Origin of the sequence: Cohnella sp. LGH (assembly GCF_017671885.1) — a bacterium.
Lineage (GTDB): Bacteria > Bacillota > Bacilli > Paenibacillales > Paenibacillaceae > Cohnella > Cohnella phaseoli.
In genome coordinates this window covers 7,662,403-7,682,241 of the sequence record NZ_CP072117.1, presented here as the reverse complement: position 1 = coordinate 7,682,241, position 19,839 = coordinate 7,662,403, and the positions used below count along the sequence as shown (strand labels likewise).

At 51.6% G+C, this 19,839-nt stretch carries 10 protein-coding genes; all 10 read left to right on the top strand.

Annotated features, from left to right (window positions below; translation table 11 throughout):
- The first annotated feature begins 19 nt into the window (after positions 1–19).
- The 10 genes from J4772_RS31590 to J4772_RS31545 all read left to right on the top strand — a co-directional run bounded on the left by J4772_RS31590 (position 20) and on the right by J4772_RS31545 (position 19,677).
- On the top strand, positions 20–2,905 hold the full coding sequence (locus J4772_RS31590; RefSeq protein ID WP_209072954.1) for a hypothetical protein: 2,886 nt from the start codon (positions 20–22) through the stop codon (positions 2,903–2,905).
- Positions 2,906–2,929: 24 nt separating this feature from the next.
- Entirely contained in the window at positions 2,930–5,638 is a 2,709-nt protein-coding gene (locus J4772_RS31585) for a beta-galactosidase (protein ID WP_209072953.1), read from the top strand.
- Positions 5,639–6,461: 823 nt separating this feature from the next.
- The gene (locus J4772_RS31580) at positions 6,462–7,154 is read left to right on the top strand and encodes a response regulator transcription factor (protein ID WP_116062912.1); all 693 of its coding nucleotides are present in this window, start codon (positions 6,462–6,464) and stop codon (positions 7,152–7,154) included.
- Entirely contained in the window at positions 7,132–9,369 is a 2,238-nt protein-coding gene (locus J4772_RS31575) for a sensor histidine kinase (protein WP_209072952.1), read from the top strand. Before J4772_RS31580 ends, J4772_RS31575 begins: the two co-directional genes overlap by 23 nt.
- A 564-nt stretch (positions 9,370–9,933) precedes the next feature.
- Positions 9,934–10,815 carry an AraC family transcriptional regulator gene (locus tag J4772_RS31570; protein ID WP_209072951.1) on the top strand — a complete coding sequence of 294 codons (882 nt, stop codon included), beginning with the start codon at positions 9,934–9,936 and terminating at the stop codon, positions 10,813–10,815.
- Positions 10,816–10,890: 75 nt separating this feature from the next.
- A complete protein-coding gene (locus J4772_RS31565; protein WP_209072950.1) occupies positions 10,891–13,083 on the top strand; it encodes a DUF6259 domain-containing protein in 2,193 nt (730 codons plus the stop codon).
- A gap of 70 nt (positions 13,084–13,153) precedes the next feature.
- Complete coding sequence (locus J4772_RS31560) at positions 13,154–14,587, top strand: ABC transporter substrate-binding protein (RefSeq protein ID WP_209072949.1); 1,434 nt, start codon at positions 13,154–13,156, stop codon at positions 14,585–14,587.
- Between the two features lie 27 nt (positions 14,588–14,614).
- Positions 14,615–15,499 carry a carbohydrate ABC transporter permease gene (locus J4772_RS31555; RefSeq protein ID WP_209072948.1) on the top strand — a complete coding sequence of 295 codons (885 nt, stop codon included), beginning with the start codon at positions 14,615–14,617 and terminating at the stop codon, positions 15,497–15,499.
- An 11-nt stretch (positions 15,500–15,510) separates the two neighbouring features.
- Entirely contained in the window at positions 15,511–16,377 is an 867-nt protein-coding gene (locus J4772_RS31550) for a carbohydrate ABC transporter permease (protein WP_209072947.1), read from the top strand.
- A gap of 27 nt (positions 16,378–16,404) precedes the next feature.
- Complete coding sequence (locus J4772_RS31545) at positions 16,405–19,677, top strand: DUF4091 domain-containing protein (protein ID WP_209072946.1); 3,273 nt, start codon at positions 16,405–16,407, stop codon at positions 19,675–19,677.
- Positions 19,678–19,839: the final 162 nt, after the last annotated feature.

Sequence of the window (19,839 nt, the reverse complement as noted above, 5' to 3'; positions counted from 1 at the left end):
CGAGACTGGAGGCAAAAGCTTGTCTATGAATGCGATCGATATTACAGGCAATTGGGAATCCGATGTGTTGCCGGCTGATCGGCTCCAGACGAGAGAACCGGAAGTGAAGCAGGGACAGACGACTGTCTTTCGCCAAAGGCTGCAGGCTCCTGCGGGAATTCATGCCCTGGAATTGGTCTATTGGCCGGATCAGGACAGCCGCTTGGGCAAAGCGATCGAGGAGAAGTTCGACGGCTTCGACGGTCTAAGTATCAACGGCAGCTCCGTACGAGTGGCTTTTCTGAAGATGGAAGGGACCAGGGAAGGCTATCGAGCTCTTGTCCAACTGGAAGAGGAGGCTCAAGGCTCCGAGAGGGAATTGCAGCTCGCGCTCACCTTGTGCGCTTCGAGACCGCTGCACACGAGACTGATCGGGGACGTCGGACGGAACGAAGGCGGAGGCGTTTATCAGGCGCTTCCGCCGATCTCCGATGGGCAGCTGGCGATCGTCAGAGGCATCCCGTTCCATCTGTCCGAGCTTAACGAATTCGAGATTGACGATCTGGTGAAGGACTCCCCGGGCGATCGGGGGAGCTTGCATCCTTGGAACGACGGAATGACGCTCCCGTGTTATGGCGCGAAGGTTCGAACCGCTCATTTTCTCGGCATGATTCACAGCATCGACGTTGCGAACGGGTCTTGGTTTTCGCCGAAGGGAGATCACGGCTATTCCCACTTTGTTGGAGACAAGGCCGGGGAAATCGCAATTCGCTGGACGGACGGGGAAGAGACTGTCGTTCCGCTCGTATTCGGATTCAACATGTGGTACTCCCGCGCGTGGGACATGTTCTGGCATTGGTGGATGTACGGCCAGTATATCGGCCATCTGGACGAGCAAATGTTCAGCGGCCGGGACGATGGAAGGGAGATCGTCGAGGAAGCCGTCGCTCTTGTCGACGGCATTCGGGCGATGGGCTCGTTAAGCTCCAACGCCCGGTTCGTCTTCTCCGTCGATTTGGGCGAACGCGAAGTGGAGTCCATCTCCTTAAAAGACGACCCGCTGCTGTACGGACATCCCGTCGTATCGGCCGTTACGTTGGAGACCGCGGAGCAGTGCTCCGAACTGCCGATGCTGCCGGATCTCGGTTCCGTTAAGAGTGCTAGGAAGCCGGTCAGCCTGGAGCAAATTGAAACGGGCGACTGGCAAGATCGAGTCGAGCGGCTGCAGAAGCTGCTGTACACGTACGTCGACGAGCTACCCGTTCTGGACGAACCGTTAGTGCCGGACGGCTATTTCGGGCCGCGCTACCGCTTCGAAGGGAATCCCGATTCGGTATACGCGGCTACTTTTTTGTATCGCAATGGTCCGGAGTGCGCCGCTTATATCGCGGACAACGGAACGGATTGCTCCTCCTCCACGGCCAGACAGGCCATCCCTCATTATATCTACGGGATGGGTATCTGGTTCGGGTTCGACCCGGTGTTCGGCAGCTTGGACAACTGGTTTAAGCTTTATCGGGAGCGGTCGCCCGGCGAGCTGTCGGGGATTAGCGAAGCGTGGGCCCGCGGAGTCGGCGAGCTGCTGCGGGAGGCGATGGCGTTCGGCTACGACAAGTTCGTCCGCTCCTATGTCGATTGGCTGGACAACGCCTTGTTCGCGGAAGCGAATCCGCCTCACTGGAACAGAATCGTCGGCCGATCGTGTTATACGACGTACGAGGTTGAGGTGGGAGGAACAGTCGAGAAGGGAGTCCGGGAGAACGACGGTCACGGCATCTGCATGTGGGGTCGTTACATGGTTTGGCACGGGATGGGCCGCCCGGCGGACTGGAACGAGCAGCACTTTGCCGCTACGGAAGCGGCGGTAGAGTGGATCGAGTGGCAGCTTGCGAACGATCGCATCCGGCCGGGAGTTCGCAAAGACGTGCTGTTCACCGAAAGCGAATGCGCCCACGGCTCCTATGACATTTACTCGTCTTACAACTGCCTGCATGGAATCAAGCTTTCGATCCGAATGGCGGAACAGCTCGGAAGAACGGAGCTTGCGGAACGCTGGAAGCAGCTTTACGAGCGACTTCGCCAAGGCATTCTGGATCATTTGGTCGATCCCTCGGAGGACGGGCCCATCTGGCATACCGAGGAGGATTGCTATTGGCAGGATCATGCGCATAAGCTCGTGCCGATCCAACTGGCCACGGAAGGCGACTCCTATACGCCGTTGGAGGACTGGGCAAGCGGCGACTCGATGGATCGAACCTTTTTGGAGATTAGCGAGAATTCCTACCGACATCTGATGAGATCGGAAAATTACAATTGCTTGCGAATGTTCGGGTACGGTCAAGGGATGATGACGCAATCGGCGCTGCTGCTCGATCGGATGGCGGATGCAGAGAAGTTTCTGCACCTGATGCTAACTCATACCTACCTGCCTCATCTGGAAGGCTGGGCCGCCCCGGAAGGGATTATCGTGCATCGCTCAGGTCAGTACTATTTGCCGGTCAACGGATACATGGGCCAGGATTCGCATGTCGCGGACAGTACCAAGGCGGTTCGCCTGCTTCTGGGCATCGACGATAACGACCCCGGTCATCTGCGCCTCGTCCCCCGTTACCCGGCGGATTGGACGAAGATGTCAATATCGGAATATCCGGTGGTGACCGGCCAAACAAGACAATCGATCTCGTATGTATATGATCGAGGAGAGCGGGGAAGCGCAAGCGAGCATACCTTCTCCTTCGAACTCCAGCATCCTGTCGATCGTCTCAGCATCCGTCTGGGACCTTATCCGCCCGATACCCGAATCGAGCGCGCGTGCTGGAATGGCAGCGAAATTCCTTTCGCCTGCATCGATTCCGGAGATAGCCGCTGGGTATGGGCCAGCCATTTAAGCGGAAAATCCGGCATTATTCGAATCGTAGGCGTTTAACCCATCGAGGAGGGATAATTCGAAATGTTCAAAAAAGCGTCCATCTGCGCACTATCCATTTTGCTTGTGCTGTCCGTTTACTCGGCCTATCAACCTGCAAACCGTCAATTGATCGCAAGCGCCAACTCCGGCAATGCGGATCAACGCTACTTCATGTACGGAGCCGGAGATACGCAGGACATGAACCTGTATGAGGATTTGGTCGATCAGGCGATCGTGTACGGGATGAATTCGTTTCGGGTATGGTTCTCTTGGTCGTCCTTTCAGAATGAGGACGGTACGTTCGACTGGAGCTTAATGGATGCGCAGCTCGACTATATCGATAATAAAAACATGCCGTTTGCATTATCGCTTTATTTTGCGATGGGGCCGGACGGCGGATTACCGGAAGCGGAAAGAGTGAGGGATGCTTCGGGAGCGCTCACGCCTTATCTCTCTATTAACTCCGCTACGGCCATGGATAAAATGGTCGAGGCGTACGAGGCGGTGATTTCTCGGTATACAGCGCGGTACCCGACTAACAAGCCGATCTTCGTCTCCGCTTTGTTCGGCATGTATGGCGAGAACGAAATCTCGGGCGGCGGAAACGGGCTAATGGGCGATTACTCGGAAGCCTCGAAGCAAGCCTTTCGTTCCTGGCTGCTTGATCGGTATGAGGATATCTCTAGCTTGAATACGCACTGGGGCACGCAATACGCATCCTTCGCTCAAGTGGAGCCGCCTACCGACTTCAACGGGAATAAGGGGCTGACCTGGTACCAGTTTCGACACCACGCCTTAAAAAGCGCGGTCGATCGACTGGCCGATGCCAACCACGCTATCGGGGGAACGAAATTCCCGTTGGTCATGGGCTCGATGTTCGACGATTCGGCTAGCAAAAGAGGGACGTTGGATTTCGTGGACCTAGCCGAGAAAGCGGATATCGTTTTCGTAGATGACGGCCCCGAATACAACCATGCCTTCTCGATGGATTTGTTAAGAACCAATCTGCCGGGCAAGGAACTGGCCCATGAATTCGACGGACCGGACCTGGCAGACAATGCGACATATTATCATCAAGCCTCCACGGCGTTCGAGCATGGCGCCAAATACGTCACGAACGGCAATTGGAACAAGAGCTTACAGAAGTTTATCGATAGAGGCCAGCTTTTCGAAGACATCGTCGACGACTATTTAGGGGACCCAGTCACCGAAATCAACAACCCTTCGCAATCTATGTTCGTCAGCGACTACGATATGCTGCTGAATCGCAACAGCGCCGCGTATCAGCGATACTACGACACGCTCTATGTGAACAATCCCGAACCTATGAATGTCCATTTGCTTCGGGACATCGACAGGTTGGACTGGCACAAAACGAACAATGACGATCCCAGTCTGATCCTTCAAGGAAATTGGACGGAGCAGCGGGAGGATGGCCCGTTCCAAGGCGATGTTCTGGCGACGGATCAAGTCGGAGCTTCCGTCGAATTTACTTTTAACGGCGACCGGATCGAATGGATCGGTTCTAAAGGGACTGATCACGGGAAAGCGGACATCTATATCGACGGCCTTCTGGAAGCGAGCGGAGTGGATTTGTATGCGGGGCAAAAGCAATATCAACAGGTGCTGTATGCGAAAGACAACCTGACGGACGGGGAGCATACGATCAAAATTGTGGCGACGGGTCAGAAAAACGCCTTGTCCAGCGATGCTTTCGTTAACCTGGACGCTCTGTCTTATCATTTTACCGAGTTTCCGGCTCCACCGAAGATCTATCGTTTGTCCTCGCAGTATTCCGCTACTCAAGGGGAGAACGGGTGGTATTATCAATACCATGATGGAAACGGGTACGTGAATATGACGTGGAACGCAGGGAGATGGCAGGGGCCAAACCCCTATCTGTTCATCGAGTCCACGACCCATATGATGCCGGACGGATACGATGTTGTGCCCGTATGGAAAGCCCCGAAGAGCGGAACGATTCGAATCAAGGGGAACGTGAAGAAGGACGATATGGCCGGAGCGATCTGCCCCGGGTGCGCGGACGGCATTCAAGTCAAGATTATGAAGAACGGCACGCAAATCTGGCCCACTACCGGATGGCAACAGCTGGCCGACGACGATCTGATAGGTGTATGGCATGACCTAACGGTCAATGTGGCTCAGAACGACCTCATTTATTTCGTGATGAATCAGAAAACGAATAATTACTGGGACGGTTCGAGCTGGGATCCTAGCATTAGCTACGTGGCGCCGGTCTATCAATTGTCCGCACAATATTCCAATGTCCAAGGCCAGGAGGGTTGGCGGTATCAATACGACGGCGGCAGCGGTCCTGTGGACATGACATGGGTCAATAACAGATGGCAAGGGCCGGGATCCGTCGACTACTCGTTCGTCGAACCCACCGCGCATTTGATGGCCGAAACGTACGATTTGCTTACGAATTGGGAGGCGCCATTTGACGGTACGGTAAGAATTTACGGAACGGCGAAGATGGACGACGACGGCGGATCGGGGTGTTATGGGTGCGGCGACGGCATTCGGGTCAAAATTATGAAAAACGGTACGCAAGTCTGGCCGTCCTCCGGATGGCAGTCTATCCAGGCGGTCGATTTGATCGGCGTCGCTCATGACATCGATGTCCAGGTCCAGCAAGGCGATCGTATTTACTTTGTCGTGAACCAGAACGCGAATATTTATTACGACGGGGCCAGTTGGAATCCTAGCATTCGCTACAGGATTTCGTAACGCGAGAGAGCTGGGAGGACGTAGGCCGAGGTGGGCTTGCATCAGAAAATAGCGGAAGCCAATGAAAAGGCGGCGGTGTATTCCGGATACTGTGGAGTGGAGGCCAAAAAAGTGCCTCGGCGCTACCCAAGCCGTGGAGTGGAGGCCAAAAAAGTGCCTCCGAGCTACCGATGCTGCGGAGTAGAGGCCAAAAAAGTGCCTCCGAGCTACCGATGCTGCGAGTAGAGGCCAAAAAAGTGCCTCCGAGCTACCGATGCTGTGGAGTGGAGGCCAAAAAAGTGCCTCCGAGCTACCGATGCTGTGGAGTGGAGGCCAAAAAAGTGCCTCGGCGCTACCCAAGCTGTGGAGTGAAGGCTAAAAAAGTGCCTCCGAGCTACCGATGCTGTGGAGTGGAGGCCAACGACCGGGATCGCCCATAGTCCTTTTAACCTCAAACCTTGCCCAGGAGAGTAAGTTCATCTCTGCAAATAAAACATCGGTCCTTAGAGGCCGGTGTTTTTTTGCGTTAACCAGAAGAGACGCCAGAACGAATGAGCATGCCCCATACCCCACGTTCCCCAAAACCTTAAGAAGTTCTTCATAATTATCCTAAACGGATGTTCATATTTTCCGCTTACTATTAAGATATGGAAAGACGACTTAGGGCGTGTCTGCAAACTCGCTCAGGGGCATCTTTCACCGCCTTTTCGCCCCCTGCTTCGTCACTTTTACTTGACGTACCTCCGGTACGCCTTCACAAAAGTTCCTCGCATGGAACGAAAATTCGGCCAAATCTGCTGTCCTCGGAGTATGCAGACACGCCCTAGGGAAAGTAGAGTGAAAGATGGATAAGTTCTTCGTGCTCGTTGTGGATGATGATAAGGAAATACGGGATGCCATCGAGATTTATTTGAAAAATGAAGGCGTTACAGTGTTGAAAGCAAAGGATGGGGCTGAGGCGCTGGAGATCATTAACGAGCATCCCGTTCATCTTATTATTATGGATGTGATGATGCCTCGTCTCGATGGAATTGCCGCTACGTCCAAAATCCGCGAGCAGAAAAACATTCCGATCCTGATGCTAAGCGCGAAAAGCGAGGATAGCGACAAAATATTGGGGCTTCATGTCGGCGCGGACGACTATGTGACTAAACCGTTTAATCCGATGGAGCTCGTAGCCCGCGTGAAATCCCAGCTGAGAAGGTATGTAACGCTGGGCTCGTATGAAGGCATTAAGAAAGTGATTGATCTTAAGGGGCTTACCTTAGACAAATCGGCCAAGGAAGTCACCGTTCATGGCGAACCGGTAAAGCTTACGCCTATTGAATACAAAATTGTTGAGTTTCTGATGACAAACGCCGGCCGAGTGTTCTCGATTAATGAAATTTACGAGCGAGTATGGAAGGAACCCGGCTTTAACGCGGAAAATACGGTAGCCGTCCACATTCGAAACATTCGGGAGAAAATCGAAATTAATCCGAAGAATCCGACTTATTTAAAGGTGGTGTGGGGAATTGGCTACAAAATGGAAAAGTAGGCTCAGTATCGGCGTATGCGCGTTTTTGTTTACTTTTGGCCTGAGCGGGCTCATCATCGTATCCGCATTCGGTTCCACTTACGTTCATCGCGATTATTTTCACACGACTCAATTTCGCGACGAGCTTAACCTATTTGCCCAATATCTAAATTTGTTTGAGTTAAACCATATTCCAATAGAGAGTGCGAAGCAATCCATAACAGTATCCCAAGACGAAATCGAGGAGTACCGGAACAGGTTTGGAAATATCACGGAGCAACTGACCTTCCTCAAAGATGAGTATAAATTTCTAATTGATGGAGCCGAATTGGCGAATAACCAAGACGCAGTGGAGATCTACATTGCGGAAAGAGATAAAAAGATCGAGGAGATCACTCAAGTTTTCAAAAGCGACGATTACGCTAGAGCAAAGATTATAACGGATAAGGAAAAGAGGGTGGAGGAGTATTACCAGGGAAAAGAACAATATTATTTGGATTTTTTAAGCTACAAGGGGCAGCTTCAGTATTATTTTACAAGCGATGTGTCCGATAAGGTCTATACTAATGTCATTCTTGCCGATGACGAATCGATTACAGATAAGATGAACTCCCATAGCATGAGCTATATCTCCAGCTATTCGATCCCAACGGAAGACTCGGATTCTTATTACTGGCTACGCCAATACAATCAACGAGCAAATTCACTCATTCCGTTCAAAGGAGAGGTAGCGGTATCGAAGGCCTTGCCCTCATCCAGCTCCATTGCGATCAAGTACAATAAATACAAGCAAGAACAAATCCTTGTGTGGGCCTATACTTTGGCAAGTATCGTTTCTTTTATTCTATGTCTCTTCGTTATGAAGAAGGCAAGAGTTATGCCGGCAGCAGTCGAAAGAGGAGCACCCTATTACAATAAGCTCCCAATCGACGTACGGGCAGCATTGATCCTCCTGACAGGTTGGGTGACTCTATATTTATTGTTTTCGATACAAGATCAATTCCTATATGTCTTGGATAATCCCTTCGTTTCCGGCTGGAGTCTTTTTATCGGGATGGTATTCGCATCGATAGGTTTAGCGATTACGCTTGCCCAAGGAAGGCTAATGGCGGGACGAATTAAGGATTGGGAATATATACAAGAAGAATGGCGTAAGGGACTCTTGAATAAGGCCGGGCAGAGCGCTAAGGCACAATTCATTCAAATCAAGATCAGCCTGAAAGACGCTTTCCTCAAGACGAGCACGGGGGCGCAATTGTTTATCGTGTTAACGATCGTATTCGGTTTAGGATTAGCGGCGTTAATGGTGATCCTGAATCCCGATTTTATGGTTGCTTATATGGTGCTGCTTGCCGCTATAGGTGTCCCTCTCTCGATGGTCTTGATCAGGAGAATCGGGTATTTTAATCGGATCGTATTACAGGCGAATGAGCTGGCAATCGGCAAGCTGGGCCCGGATGTGCAGGTGCCGGGGAAATCCGTATTGGCCACGCTTGCCGGTAATATGAACGTATTAAAGCAAGGAGTAACAACGCTGCAGAACGAGCAAGCCAAGAGCGAACGTCTTAAAACAGAGCTGATTACCAATGTCAGCCATGATCTTCGGACGCCGCTGACCTCCATTATTACGTACACTGAGCTGCTGAAAAAGGAAGATGTCTCGAACGAGGACAGAATCGCTTATGTGGAAATTATCGATCAAAAGTCGCAGCGGTTAAAGGTACTGATCGACGATCTGTTCGAGGTTTCGAAAATGGCGAGCGGCAACGTGGAATTGAATAAGGAAAAAGTCGATCTGGTCCAGCTTTTACAGCAGACGCTTGCGGAATACGATAATCTGATCAAGGAGTCCAATCTTCAATTTCGGCTGCCCAATATGGAAATACCCGTATATGCCTTTGTGGATGGGCAAAAGCTGTTTCGCGTTTTCGATAATTTGATCGGCAACGTCCTGAAATACTCCCTGGAAAATTCGCGCGTCTATATTACGATCCAAACGTCGGGCGATCATGCGCTGATCTCGTTTAAGAATGTATCCAAATATGAAATCAGCGAAAACAGGGATGAGCTGTTCGAAAGGTTCAAGCGCGGGGATTCTTCCCGTCATACGGAGGGCTCCGGTCTTGGGCTGGCGATAGCGAAATCGATCGTGGATCTCCATGAAGGCCATCTTACGATTGATGTCGATGGCGATTTGTTTAAGGTGGCGATTTCTCTCAAGATGCAGCCTTCTTAATCAGTTGAGGAGGCTCATACAAACCAAATAATCCTCCCAGAAATAAAGTTAGTTTGTGAAATAAATCACAAAAACTTTGAGCCTCTTGTAATATAATTAAGACATAACAAGAAGCAAGGAGTGATCCTCATGTTAAACAACCGCAAAGATGAACAACTAACCCAATATCTTCTTCAGTTTTGCTATACATGCGATCGAGGACACGAATGTACGACAGCAGAAATGACGATCGCGTGTATGAAAGAGAAGCATCCCGAAGCCGCTTGTCGCACAGCGCATGATGAGACACGTGAACTGTTACGATGGTACGAGCAAGCTTGAGTACCGGGGCTTGGGGGGGAAGCCGTCGCCGCCCTCCGTTGTGACTGAATTGAGACCGGGTATAGTACGGAGAACAAATTAAGACTTCTCTCTAAACTTCGACTTAAGCGGTCGGAGTTTTTTACGTTGAAATAATCTGATCGTGTCGAATAATTGGGGATTATGCGATAATAGAGGCAACAAAGGGCCTTTTTTACCTAGATGCTTCTCGGTTAACAACATGAATCACGGGAGGAAGCGGCTATGTATCAATATAAGCTATCCGATAATATCGATCCTCAAGAGAATATCAATATGTTTCGGTATTCGACAACAAGCAGCGATTACGAGCACACTCATGAGTTTTTCGAGATCGTGTTCATCGCCTCCGGAAGCGGCGTACATAACGTAGGCGGGGTGAGCTATTCAGTTGAGCGCGGGGATGTGCTGTTCATCGACTTCGATCAGACGCATGCTTTCTCGTCGGATACGCAGATGACGATTGTCAACTGCTTGCTCGATCCCGTTTTTATCGGCAAAGAATTAATGAACGCGGAGAACGCGATAGATATTTTGACGCTGTCGGCTTATGTGGAGTTCAGCACGAAGGTCAGTCGGTTTGTACCGAAGGTCATTTTCCGGGGAAAAGATCTTCTCAAATTGGACTTGCTGTTCGAGAGCATGCTGGAAGAATTCGAGGAGAAATCGATCGGCTATAAAACGGCGATCCAAGGATATCTACAGGTGCTCCTCACGTATATTTTCAGAAAGATGAGGGAGGAAGGCGACGAGAGAGCCTCTCTTCTACCGCATAAAGTGGCTTCCGATATGCTGCAGGACCTGGAGGCGAGCTTCTTCGGTAAAATCTCGCTGAACGAGCTTGCCGCAAAGTACAGCTACAACGCCTCCTATCTCAGCCGGATCTTTAAAGCATGCTACGGCAAAAGTCCGATGGCGTTCATCCATGAGAAGCGAATGGACGAAGCGATCCGCCTCCTACGGGAAACCGACCTGACGGTAGAGGAGATCGGACGCCAAGTCGGGTACGGGGAGAAGAAGCAGTTTTATAAAATATTCAAACAGTATACGGGACTGACGCCAAGCAAAATGCGAGACGCCAGGAACAAAATGACCACTATTAAGTAAAAAGGTGCGACTGCTTTACATAAAACGACCTTCTATAATAAAGGAAACATCAAGGCAAGGAAGGTCGTAGAGTCAATGAATGTGCATAATCGCTACTATCGAATGGAACTGGACGATACGTCCGGAGCTTTGCTGGCACTGAACAAGGGGGATAAAGAATTCATCCGCGCAGGCGTGAACAGGCCGTTGTTTACGATTCGCTTTCGTGATCCCGGCGGCGGAATTCATGACGTCTTAGCCCATGAATCGAAAGCGGTTTCAGTATCTGCGGCAGAAGGGGCCGACCGAATCGAAGTGAGCTATTCGGAGTTCGGCGAGCTTCCGCTCCGCGTGCTGGTGACGATTCGCTGCCCGGAAGACTCGCCGTTTACCTACTGGCGTATAGAGGCCAATCATGAGACGGACTGGATCATCGAATGGATCGATTTTCCGACTGTTGTCGTGCCGAATGACCTGATCGCAACGGGAGGTACGGGCAAGCTGGTCTGGCCGTTTAACGAAGGCGTCTTGATTGAGGACGTCGCCGTCCGCGAATCGACTTTCGCCCACTACGTTGAGCCCAATTATCCGAGCCGCGGCATCGACGGGATCTACCCGGCTATTGTCCCGTCGCAGTTTATGGCGTACTACGACGACAGCGGCGGGCTCTATTTCGGAGCGCATGATCCGGACGGACATGTGAAGTGCGTCGAGTTCTACCCGGTTGAAGACGGGATACGTCTGCAGTTTCGACTGTATCCGGGAGGCGGCGCCTATGAGATGTCTTACGACATGGTGCTGGGCGTATTCGACGGGGACTGGCATGATGCGGCGGCGATTTATCGGGACTGGTACGAGGCGAACGTCCGGCGCGACTCGGTTCCGATTGCCGAGAACAATCGGCTTCCCGACTGGTATGCGGACTCTCCGATTGTCGTGACCTACCCGGTGCGGGGCAGGCACGATATGGACGTCATGGATCCGAACAAGCTGTTTCCTTACTTGGAAGCGATGCCGCATATCGAACGGCTGGCAGAAGAGTTCGGCGGCAAAATTATGGTGCTTCTGATGCACTGGGAGGGCAGCGCGCCTTGGGCGCCTCCGTATGTGTGGCCGCCGTTTGGCGGGGAGGAAGCGTTTCGGGCGTTCGCAGATCGGTTGCATGCCTCTGGACATCTTCTCGGCGTCTACTGCAGCGGTATCGGATGGTCGGAGCAGAGCAATCTGATCTCGTCGTACAACCGCAAGGAGCAGTTCGATCAGGAAAATCTGGCGGATGCGATGTGCCTGTCGCCCGAAGGCGATCTGCCTTATTCGAAAATCTGCACGGCCCAACGCCGCGGTTACGACTTGTGCTCGACTCATCCTTTTACAATCGAGACGATGGTATCCGAGACCAGGCAAATGATCGAGGGAGGCGTCGACTATATCCAAGCGTTCGACCAAAACCATGGCGGAACTTCTTATTTCTGCTACAGCCGAACGCACGGTCATCCGCCTGCACCTGGAAAATGGCAGACAGAGGCGATGAATGCCCTGTTCCGCAAGCTGCGAGAGACGGCCGATCAGGTCGGCAGAAAGGTGCTATTCGGATGCGAATCCGCTTCGGCGGAGCCGTATATCTCGGACCTTTTGTTCAACGACGCTCGGTTTAACCTTAACTATTTTATCGGGACGCCGATTCCACTATATGCTTTCCTGTATCACCGCTACATCAACAATTTCATGGGAAATCAGGTCATGGCCCACGAAGCCTTCGACCACGGCCGCTCTCCGGACAATCTGCTGTACAGGATGGCTTACTCCTTCCATGCGGGCGATATGTCGACCGTGGTACTGACGGAAAACGGCGAGATAACGTGGAACTGGGGAGTCGGTCAGGATGTCGGTCTGCCCGAGCAGGAGTCGATTGTTAAGTTCATCCGCAATACGAATCCATGGCGTACCGGAGCAGGCAAAGCTTATCTCTATCAAGGGCGCATGCTGAAGCCGTTCCCGTTGTCCGGCGTTGGGGTGCAGCGGTTCAGTATGCATGACGGCCGCGAGTTTGCGGTGCCTGCGGTGCTTACCACCCGATGGGAGGCGGACGACGGCAGCCAGGCTCAATTGTTCGTCAATTATACCCATGAAGAGCAGGAGTTCTGCGTGGGAACGGGGGCTCTCTCTGGGAGGAATGCCGTCTTGCTGACGCATCCGGACGGCTCGCAGCCGCTTACTGTGCAGGCAGATGAGTCGGGAACATTTTCGTGCTCGGTGAAGCCGCTTAGCGCAATTCTGATTCAGTTTTAGTGAAGGATGTCTTTCCGCATCGTTTCCGGCGGATTTACAGGATAACTAACAAAAGGGGAGAGTAACAAGAATGAAAAAGATGTTAACGAAATCCGTTTGTTTGTCGGCAGTTGTTGGTGTAGCCTTATTGACCGTAGCTGGCTGCGGGGGAAGCAAGTCCGAGTCGAATTCGGCCGGGAAGTCGAGCAATACGGCGGAGCAGAGCGGGCAAACGGAGCAGGCCGCGAAAGTAAAAATCAAATTATGGGAAAAGCCTCAACCGGATGCGCCTAAGGGCAAAGTCGAAGCCTACAATGCGATGATGGCGAAGGTGAAGCAGAAATTCCCCAACATCGAAATCCAGGATGAGACGCTGAAGCCGGGCACGGACTACAGACAGGAATATGACAAAGCGCTGATGGCCAATGAAGCGCCGACCGGTTGGCGCGAATTGCCGAACGTCGATATTCCAACCCGGATCAAGAACGGAACGATTGCGGACATTAGCGAATTCTACAATTCATGGGAATACAAAGACCAGATGATCGACACCTTCAACGAATCGATATCGACAGCAGACGGGAAATGGTATGCCGTCCCGGTGTTCAGCGGATTCATCAATACACTGTATAACGCGAAAACGATCCAAGCAGGCGGCGGAGATCCGGAGAAGCTTCCGGAAACATGGGCGGAATTCGCGGAGATGGGGCAGAAGATTACCGATGTCAGCGTACCGAGATTCGGCTATGAAATCGTCGGCATGGATTGGAATGCTTGGCCGTTCACGGCATGGGTATGGTCGGCTGGCGGAGAAATGGTCAGACCGAATGACGATGGCACCTATAAAATCGCATTTAATGAAGAAGCGGGCGTAGACGCCGCTGTATTCTGGAACGAGATGGTATGGAAGTACCAAATGACGCAAAAGGATACGCTGCAGGACTGGAACAAGCTTCAAGATGATATTATGGCAGGCCGGGCAGCCTTCTCCTGGTTTGACGTCAGCGGCCTGGATCAGACTGCTCTGGATAAGTATGGTCAACAGATGAGCGACTTCGGCATCATGCCGATGCCCGTGAAAGACAAGTCCATCACTAGGCCTTCTCTAGCGGGAGGAAGAGTCATTACGATTAATCCGAAAGCCAGCAAGGAAGAGCAGAAGGCGGCGTTCGACGTATTGACCTATATCACCTATGACGAAGAGCTTCTGAAGGAGCAATGGGAAATTGCGGCGAGAGAGAATATTTCCGACCTGAACGTTCCAGCCCGCAAAGACCTGTACGAGCTCAAGCTGAGCCTATCCACTACCGTGCCGGAGAGAATTAAGCAAGAGCTGGTCGCCGCTGCCGCGGGCGCTAAGTCGGAGCCGTTCTGCCCGAACTGGAACGATCTGAAGAACGCACTGTCGAAGCCGTTGCAGAAAATTCTGCTGAAGAAGGACATTTCGCGCGACGAGGTCAAGAGTCTCTTGGACAAAACCGCGGATGAGCTTTACGCCAAATATCCGGACTCTTTCCGTAAATAGACCCTGAAGATTGGGTGGTAGACAGAAATGAAACTTCTTTCGAGAAAAAAGAGCGGGAATGACCAATTCGCAGCATGGGTTTTCCTTCTTCCCGCTCTGCTCGCTTTTTTGATATTCAAATATTATCCGATCCTGCTAGGCTTTTTTATCTCCTTCTATGAGATCAATATCGTGGAGCTTCCCGGCAACTTCGTCGGGTTCAGCAACTATTCGCGCGCATTCGCGGACCCGGACTTCTATGCCGCGCTTCGCAATAACGTAGAGTTTTGGGTCATCGGCTTAATCCTGAATTTCTGGCCTCCCATTATTTTGGCGTTGCTCGTCAACGAGGTCAGGAAGGGTAAGACGTTTTTCAGAATGACATATTTTATTCCTGCCGTAGCGCCCAGCATTGCGATTCTTGTGTTATGGAAATATATTTATTCGCCGGATTATGGATTGGCCAACGCTATTCTTAATTACTTCCATTTGCCGGGTCTGACCTGGCTGAACGACGTGGCTCTGGTGAAATGGGCGATGTACTTGCCGGGTCTGATTATTTCCGGCGGCATGTCGATGGTCATCTATATGGCGTCCTTAAACGAGGTTCCCAAGGAAATGTACGAATCGGCGATGATTGACGGAGCCGGCGTCGCCAAACGAATCTGGCATATTACGCTCCCGTTCATTATGCCGATTGTCAAAGTCATGTTTATTATGGATTTGATTAATAGGTTTAACGAAGCGGCGGTTCCGCTCGTGTATACGGGAGGCGGTCCGGTAGGAGAAACGACGACGCTGATCCTCTATGCTCTCAAATCCGCCATGAACAATCTGGATTATAGCTACGCCATTACGCTCGCGAATATCGCCTTCGTCATCATCTTTATTATCACGGCGTTACAGATGAAATTGACTTCCCGAGAGAAGTAGGAGGAAAGCACGTGTCAGTCCTGAATGAAGCCGAGATCAAAAAAACGAAAGGCAGAGCGCTTCATGGAGGCATCATCGCGCTGTTGCTCATTGGCATACCGTTTCAGCTCTTTCCGTTTTTTTGGATGGTCTCCAACTCCTTTAAGACGAGCCTAGAAATCATCCAGATTCCTCCCACTCTGCTTCCGGAAGCCTGGAATTTCTCCGGTGTCGTCGATACATTTGCCAAATATCCGCTGTGGGAGAATTTGTGGAACACGATTGTGTTGTGCGGAGGGGTTATCCTGACGCAAATCCCGATCAGCGCTATGGCGGCGTTCTCCTTATCCAAGCTTAAGCCTAAATTCAGTAAGACGCTGCTGCTGTTCTTTCTTGGTACGCTGATGATCAGCAGTCAGGCGCTTATGTTTCCGACTTATATCATGCTATCGGACCTGCCGATCATCCACGTGAATTTATTGAACAACTATCTGGCGTATATTTTGCCCTCCGCTTCCTGGGGGTACATGATCTTTTTGTTTAAGGGATTTTTCGACGGTTTGCCGAACGAGCTGATGGAAGCGGGGAAAATTGATGGCGCGGGCGCCTTCCGGATGTTTGCGCAAATCATCGTACCGCTTTCCAAGCCGGTATTCGCCGTAAATATTTTGCAGACGTTCATGGCGGTATATAACGATTTCATTATGCCGTTATTCGTATTTCCAAGCGACAAGCTATGGACGATCATGGTCAGAATCTATACCGCGCAGAACGGCTCGTTCGCGACATGGAACAACATCATGGTGATGCTGACCGTGGCGACCATACCGATTCTATTGCTTTATTTTGCCGTTCAGAAGCAGCTGGTTCAAGGCATTTCCATGACAGGTCTGAAGTAATCATTTTGATGAAAAGAGGGGATCACCGTGAAGAAGCATTTGCTATTGGTAATGTTGATGCTGTTCTCAAGCGGAGCCATGTCTGTGTATGCGGATAACCCACCCACACCTACGCCTGCAGGATCGTCCTTCTGGGTGCCGACCAATACGGAGAAGGTGCTGCGCAATGCCCCATTCCCGAATAACCCGAAGCAGACTCTGAACATGGAAGCGGCCAAAAATGAATACGAAAGCGGACAGGTTATCTTCAAGGCCGCCGATACTTCTTTGACCGGCGTGAGTGCCAGCGTCACCCCTCTTACCGTGACCGGCGGCGGAACGGCTGTCATTCCCGTAAGCAGCATTCAATTGTATCGAGAGCATTATGTCCAAGTGACGACGCCAACGACAGGCGCTTATCCGACAGGCTGGTATCCGGATGCCCTTATTCCGCTGAATGCGAATAGCGTCTTCAACGTGCCGCTTGGACAGAACCAGGGGATCTGGCTTACGGTCAAGGTTCCGAAAGGGCAGCAGCCGGGAGATTACCAAGGGCAGCTTACCCTTCAGGCCAACGAGACCTCATTCCAGGTGAAGATCACCTTCCGCGTCTGGGATTTCGAATTGGGCGACACGCCTCATACGCAGACCGCGTTTGCCATTACAAACAGTCAAGTGGCCTATTACCACGGGGTAACGCCCAACACTCCTGCTTATTGGACTTTGATGGAGAATTATTACTGGGCCCAATTGGAATACAGAGTCGCATCCGGGGACTTGCCGATTCCGACGGACGACGTCGACGTATATATTCAGAAGGCTGAGCCGTTCCTGACGGATCCGCGGGTGAATAGTTTCCGAATTCCTTACTACGAGGGCAATCCGACCAAGACGAAAGAGCTTGTGGATAAGCTTCGGAACAAAGGCTGGCTAAGCAAAGGTTATTTCTATGTATGGAGCACGGATGAGCCGGAGCCCGCCCGCTATCCGCTCGTGCAGCAAATCTCCAACGAGCTGAAGACGATCGCGCCGGACGCCAAATTTCTCGTGACCAAAGAGCCTGTCCCGGAATTGACCGGCTACGTAGACACATGGGCTCCGCTCCTGCACCTGTACGACCGTAACGCGGCTCAGGCTCGCCTGGCGGCCGGCGATCATGTATGGTGGTATACTTGCGTCGTACCGCAGCATCCTTATCCGTCCTATCATATCGATGACGACCTGTTGGGTGCGCGACTGCTGTCCTGGATGCAGCGAGAGAACAAGATAGAGGGCAATCTGTTCTGGTCCACTACTTTCTTCCTCAAATATGACAGGTCTCAGAATCAGGACGTCGATCGCGACGTGTGGAACGATCCGATGGCTTACCCGGGAGCGAACGGCGATGGCTTCTTATTGTATCCGGGCAGGGATCTCGGAATCAACGGACCGATACCGACCATTCGGCTCGATGCGATTCGCGAAGGCTTGGAGGATTATGAATATTTGTGGCTGCTTGAAGATCGTATGAAGGCTGCGGCTTTGCAGCTTGGCATCGCTTCGTTCGACGTCGACGCGGAGATGAAGTCTTATTACGATCGGCTGTATAAGTCGGTTAGCCGATACGACGAGGAGCCTGAACGATTGCTGCAAGCGCGCCGGGAGATTGCCGAGCGAATTGTCGCCTTGCAACAAAGTCCGCTCGCTCTCGTCACTTCGGAGACGGTCGAGGACTTGAAGCAGCAGGTAACCATCTTTGTCGGGACGGGGACGTCGGTCGCGTTGGAGGGACAGACACTGTCTCCGGCGGAACAGCACGGGCAGTATGTCGTCTACACGAAGACGGTCGATGTACAGCTGGGAATTAACGAGCTGCAGTTGACGGTTTCTAGCAACGGGATCTCGCGAGAGCAAACGATCGTTCTGTTCGGTCAAGATCCGGCGCCTCCGGTATATACAATTCCGCTCAACTATGCGGAGACTAGCCAGGATCTGGCCAGCTGGCAAACGAACAGCGTCAACTTGAGTTTGTCGACTGAGCACGTTACGCAGGGCAATTATTCGTTGAAGGCGGATTATACGACAAACGTAGAATTCCCTAATATAAGACTGTTCGGCGCGGGAACCGCATTCCCGTCGGCGGATTGGTCGAAATATCTTTCAGTGGACTTCGACGTGTACAATCCGAACAATACGCAGGTGATGGTGGCTGCGAAGTTTTTCGACGAGAACAACACGGCGAACGATACGCATCCGATCGTCATCGGTCCGAACTCGTCCAAATCGGTCAGCATCCCGCTCAATGAACTGGGCAATCTCGATCTGACTCGGATAAAGGGAATCGAGCTGTGGATGAAACCGGACAGTCCGACTACCGTCTACTTTGACAACTTCCATTTTCTCGGTTACGAACCTGTTCCGGTAATCCCGCTTAATTTTGCGGAAACGAGCCAGGATCTGGCCCGTTGGCAAGGAAACAACGTCAACCTGAGTTTGTCGACCGAGCATGTTACGCAGGGCAATTATTCATTGAAGGCGGATTATACGACAAACGTAGAATTCCCGAGCATAAGATTGTTCGGCGCGGGAACCGCTTTTCCGTCGGCGGATTGGTCGAAATATCTTTCAGTGGACTTCGACGTGTACAATCCGAACAATACTCAGGTGATGGTGGCCGCGAAGTTTTTCGACGAGGATAACACGCCGAACGACACGCATCCGATCGTCATCGGTCCGAATTCGTCGCAATCGGTCAGCATTCCGCTTAATGAGCTGGGCAATCTCGACCTGACCCGAATGAAGGGAATCGAGTTATGGATGCAGCCGACTAGCCCGACTACCGTCTACTTCGATAATTTTCATTTTCTAGGGTTTGAACCTCTTACGGTAACTCCGCTCAATTACGCGGAGACGAGTCAGGATCTGGGCCGTTTGCAAGGTAACAACGTCAACTTGAGCTTGTCGACTCAGCATGTGACGCAAGGCAATTCTTCGTTGAAGGTGGATTATACGACCAACGTAGAATTCCCGAGTGTGAGAATGTTCGGCGCGGGGACTGCATTCCCGTCGGCGGATTGGTCGAATTACATTTATGTGAATTTCGACGTCTTCAATCCGAACAGTACGCAGGTGATGGTGGCTGCGAAGTTTTTCGATGAGGACAACACGCCGAACGATACACATCCGATTGTCATCGGTCCGAATTCGTCGCAATCGGTCAGCATCTCGCTCAGTGAGCTGGGCAATCTCGATCTGACTCGGATGAAGGGAATCGAGCTGTGGATGAAGCCGACCAGCCCGACTACCGTCTACTTTGATAACTTTCGTTTTCTGGGGTATTAGAAGTTTGTGTTGAAGGCCAGGGGAAGCCCCTAGGCCTTTTTCTTTTATTCTTGCACAGGTATGCGAGATTTGCACCTGCAACGCATTAGTAGAAGTTTCGCCTATCGCACAAAGAACGGCATATTGCGAAGGACGCGAGATTCGTTATAAATTGGGGTAGCA

What these genes read in the sequence shown, in the direction of transcription:
- J4772_RS31585 (WP_209072953.1), top strand. Translation starts at nt 2,930, where the DNA reads ATGTTCAAAAAAGCGTCCATCTGCGCACTATCCATTTTGCTTGTGCTG.
- J4772_RS31580 (WP_116062912.1), top strand. Translation starts at nt 6,462, where the DNA reads ATGGATAAGTTCTTCGTGCTCGTTGTGGATGATGATAAGGAAATACGG.
- J4772_RS31570 (WP_209072951.1), top strand. Translation starts at nt 9,934, where the DNA reads ATGTATCAATATAAGCTATCCGATAATATCGATCCTCAAGAGAATATC.
- J4772_RS31565 (WP_209072950.1), top strand. Translation starts at nt 10,891, where the DNA reads ATGAATGTGCATAATCGCTACTATCGAATGGAACTGGACGATACGTCC.
- J4772_RS31560 (WP_209072949.1), top strand. Translation starts at nt 13,154, where the DNA reads ATGAAAAAGATGTTAACGAAATCCGTTTGTTTGTCGGCAGTTGTTGGT.
- J4772_RS31555 (WP_209072948.1), top strand. Translation starts at nt 14,615, where the DNA reads ATGAAACTTCTTTCGAGAAAAAAGAGCGGGAATGACCAATTCGCAGCA.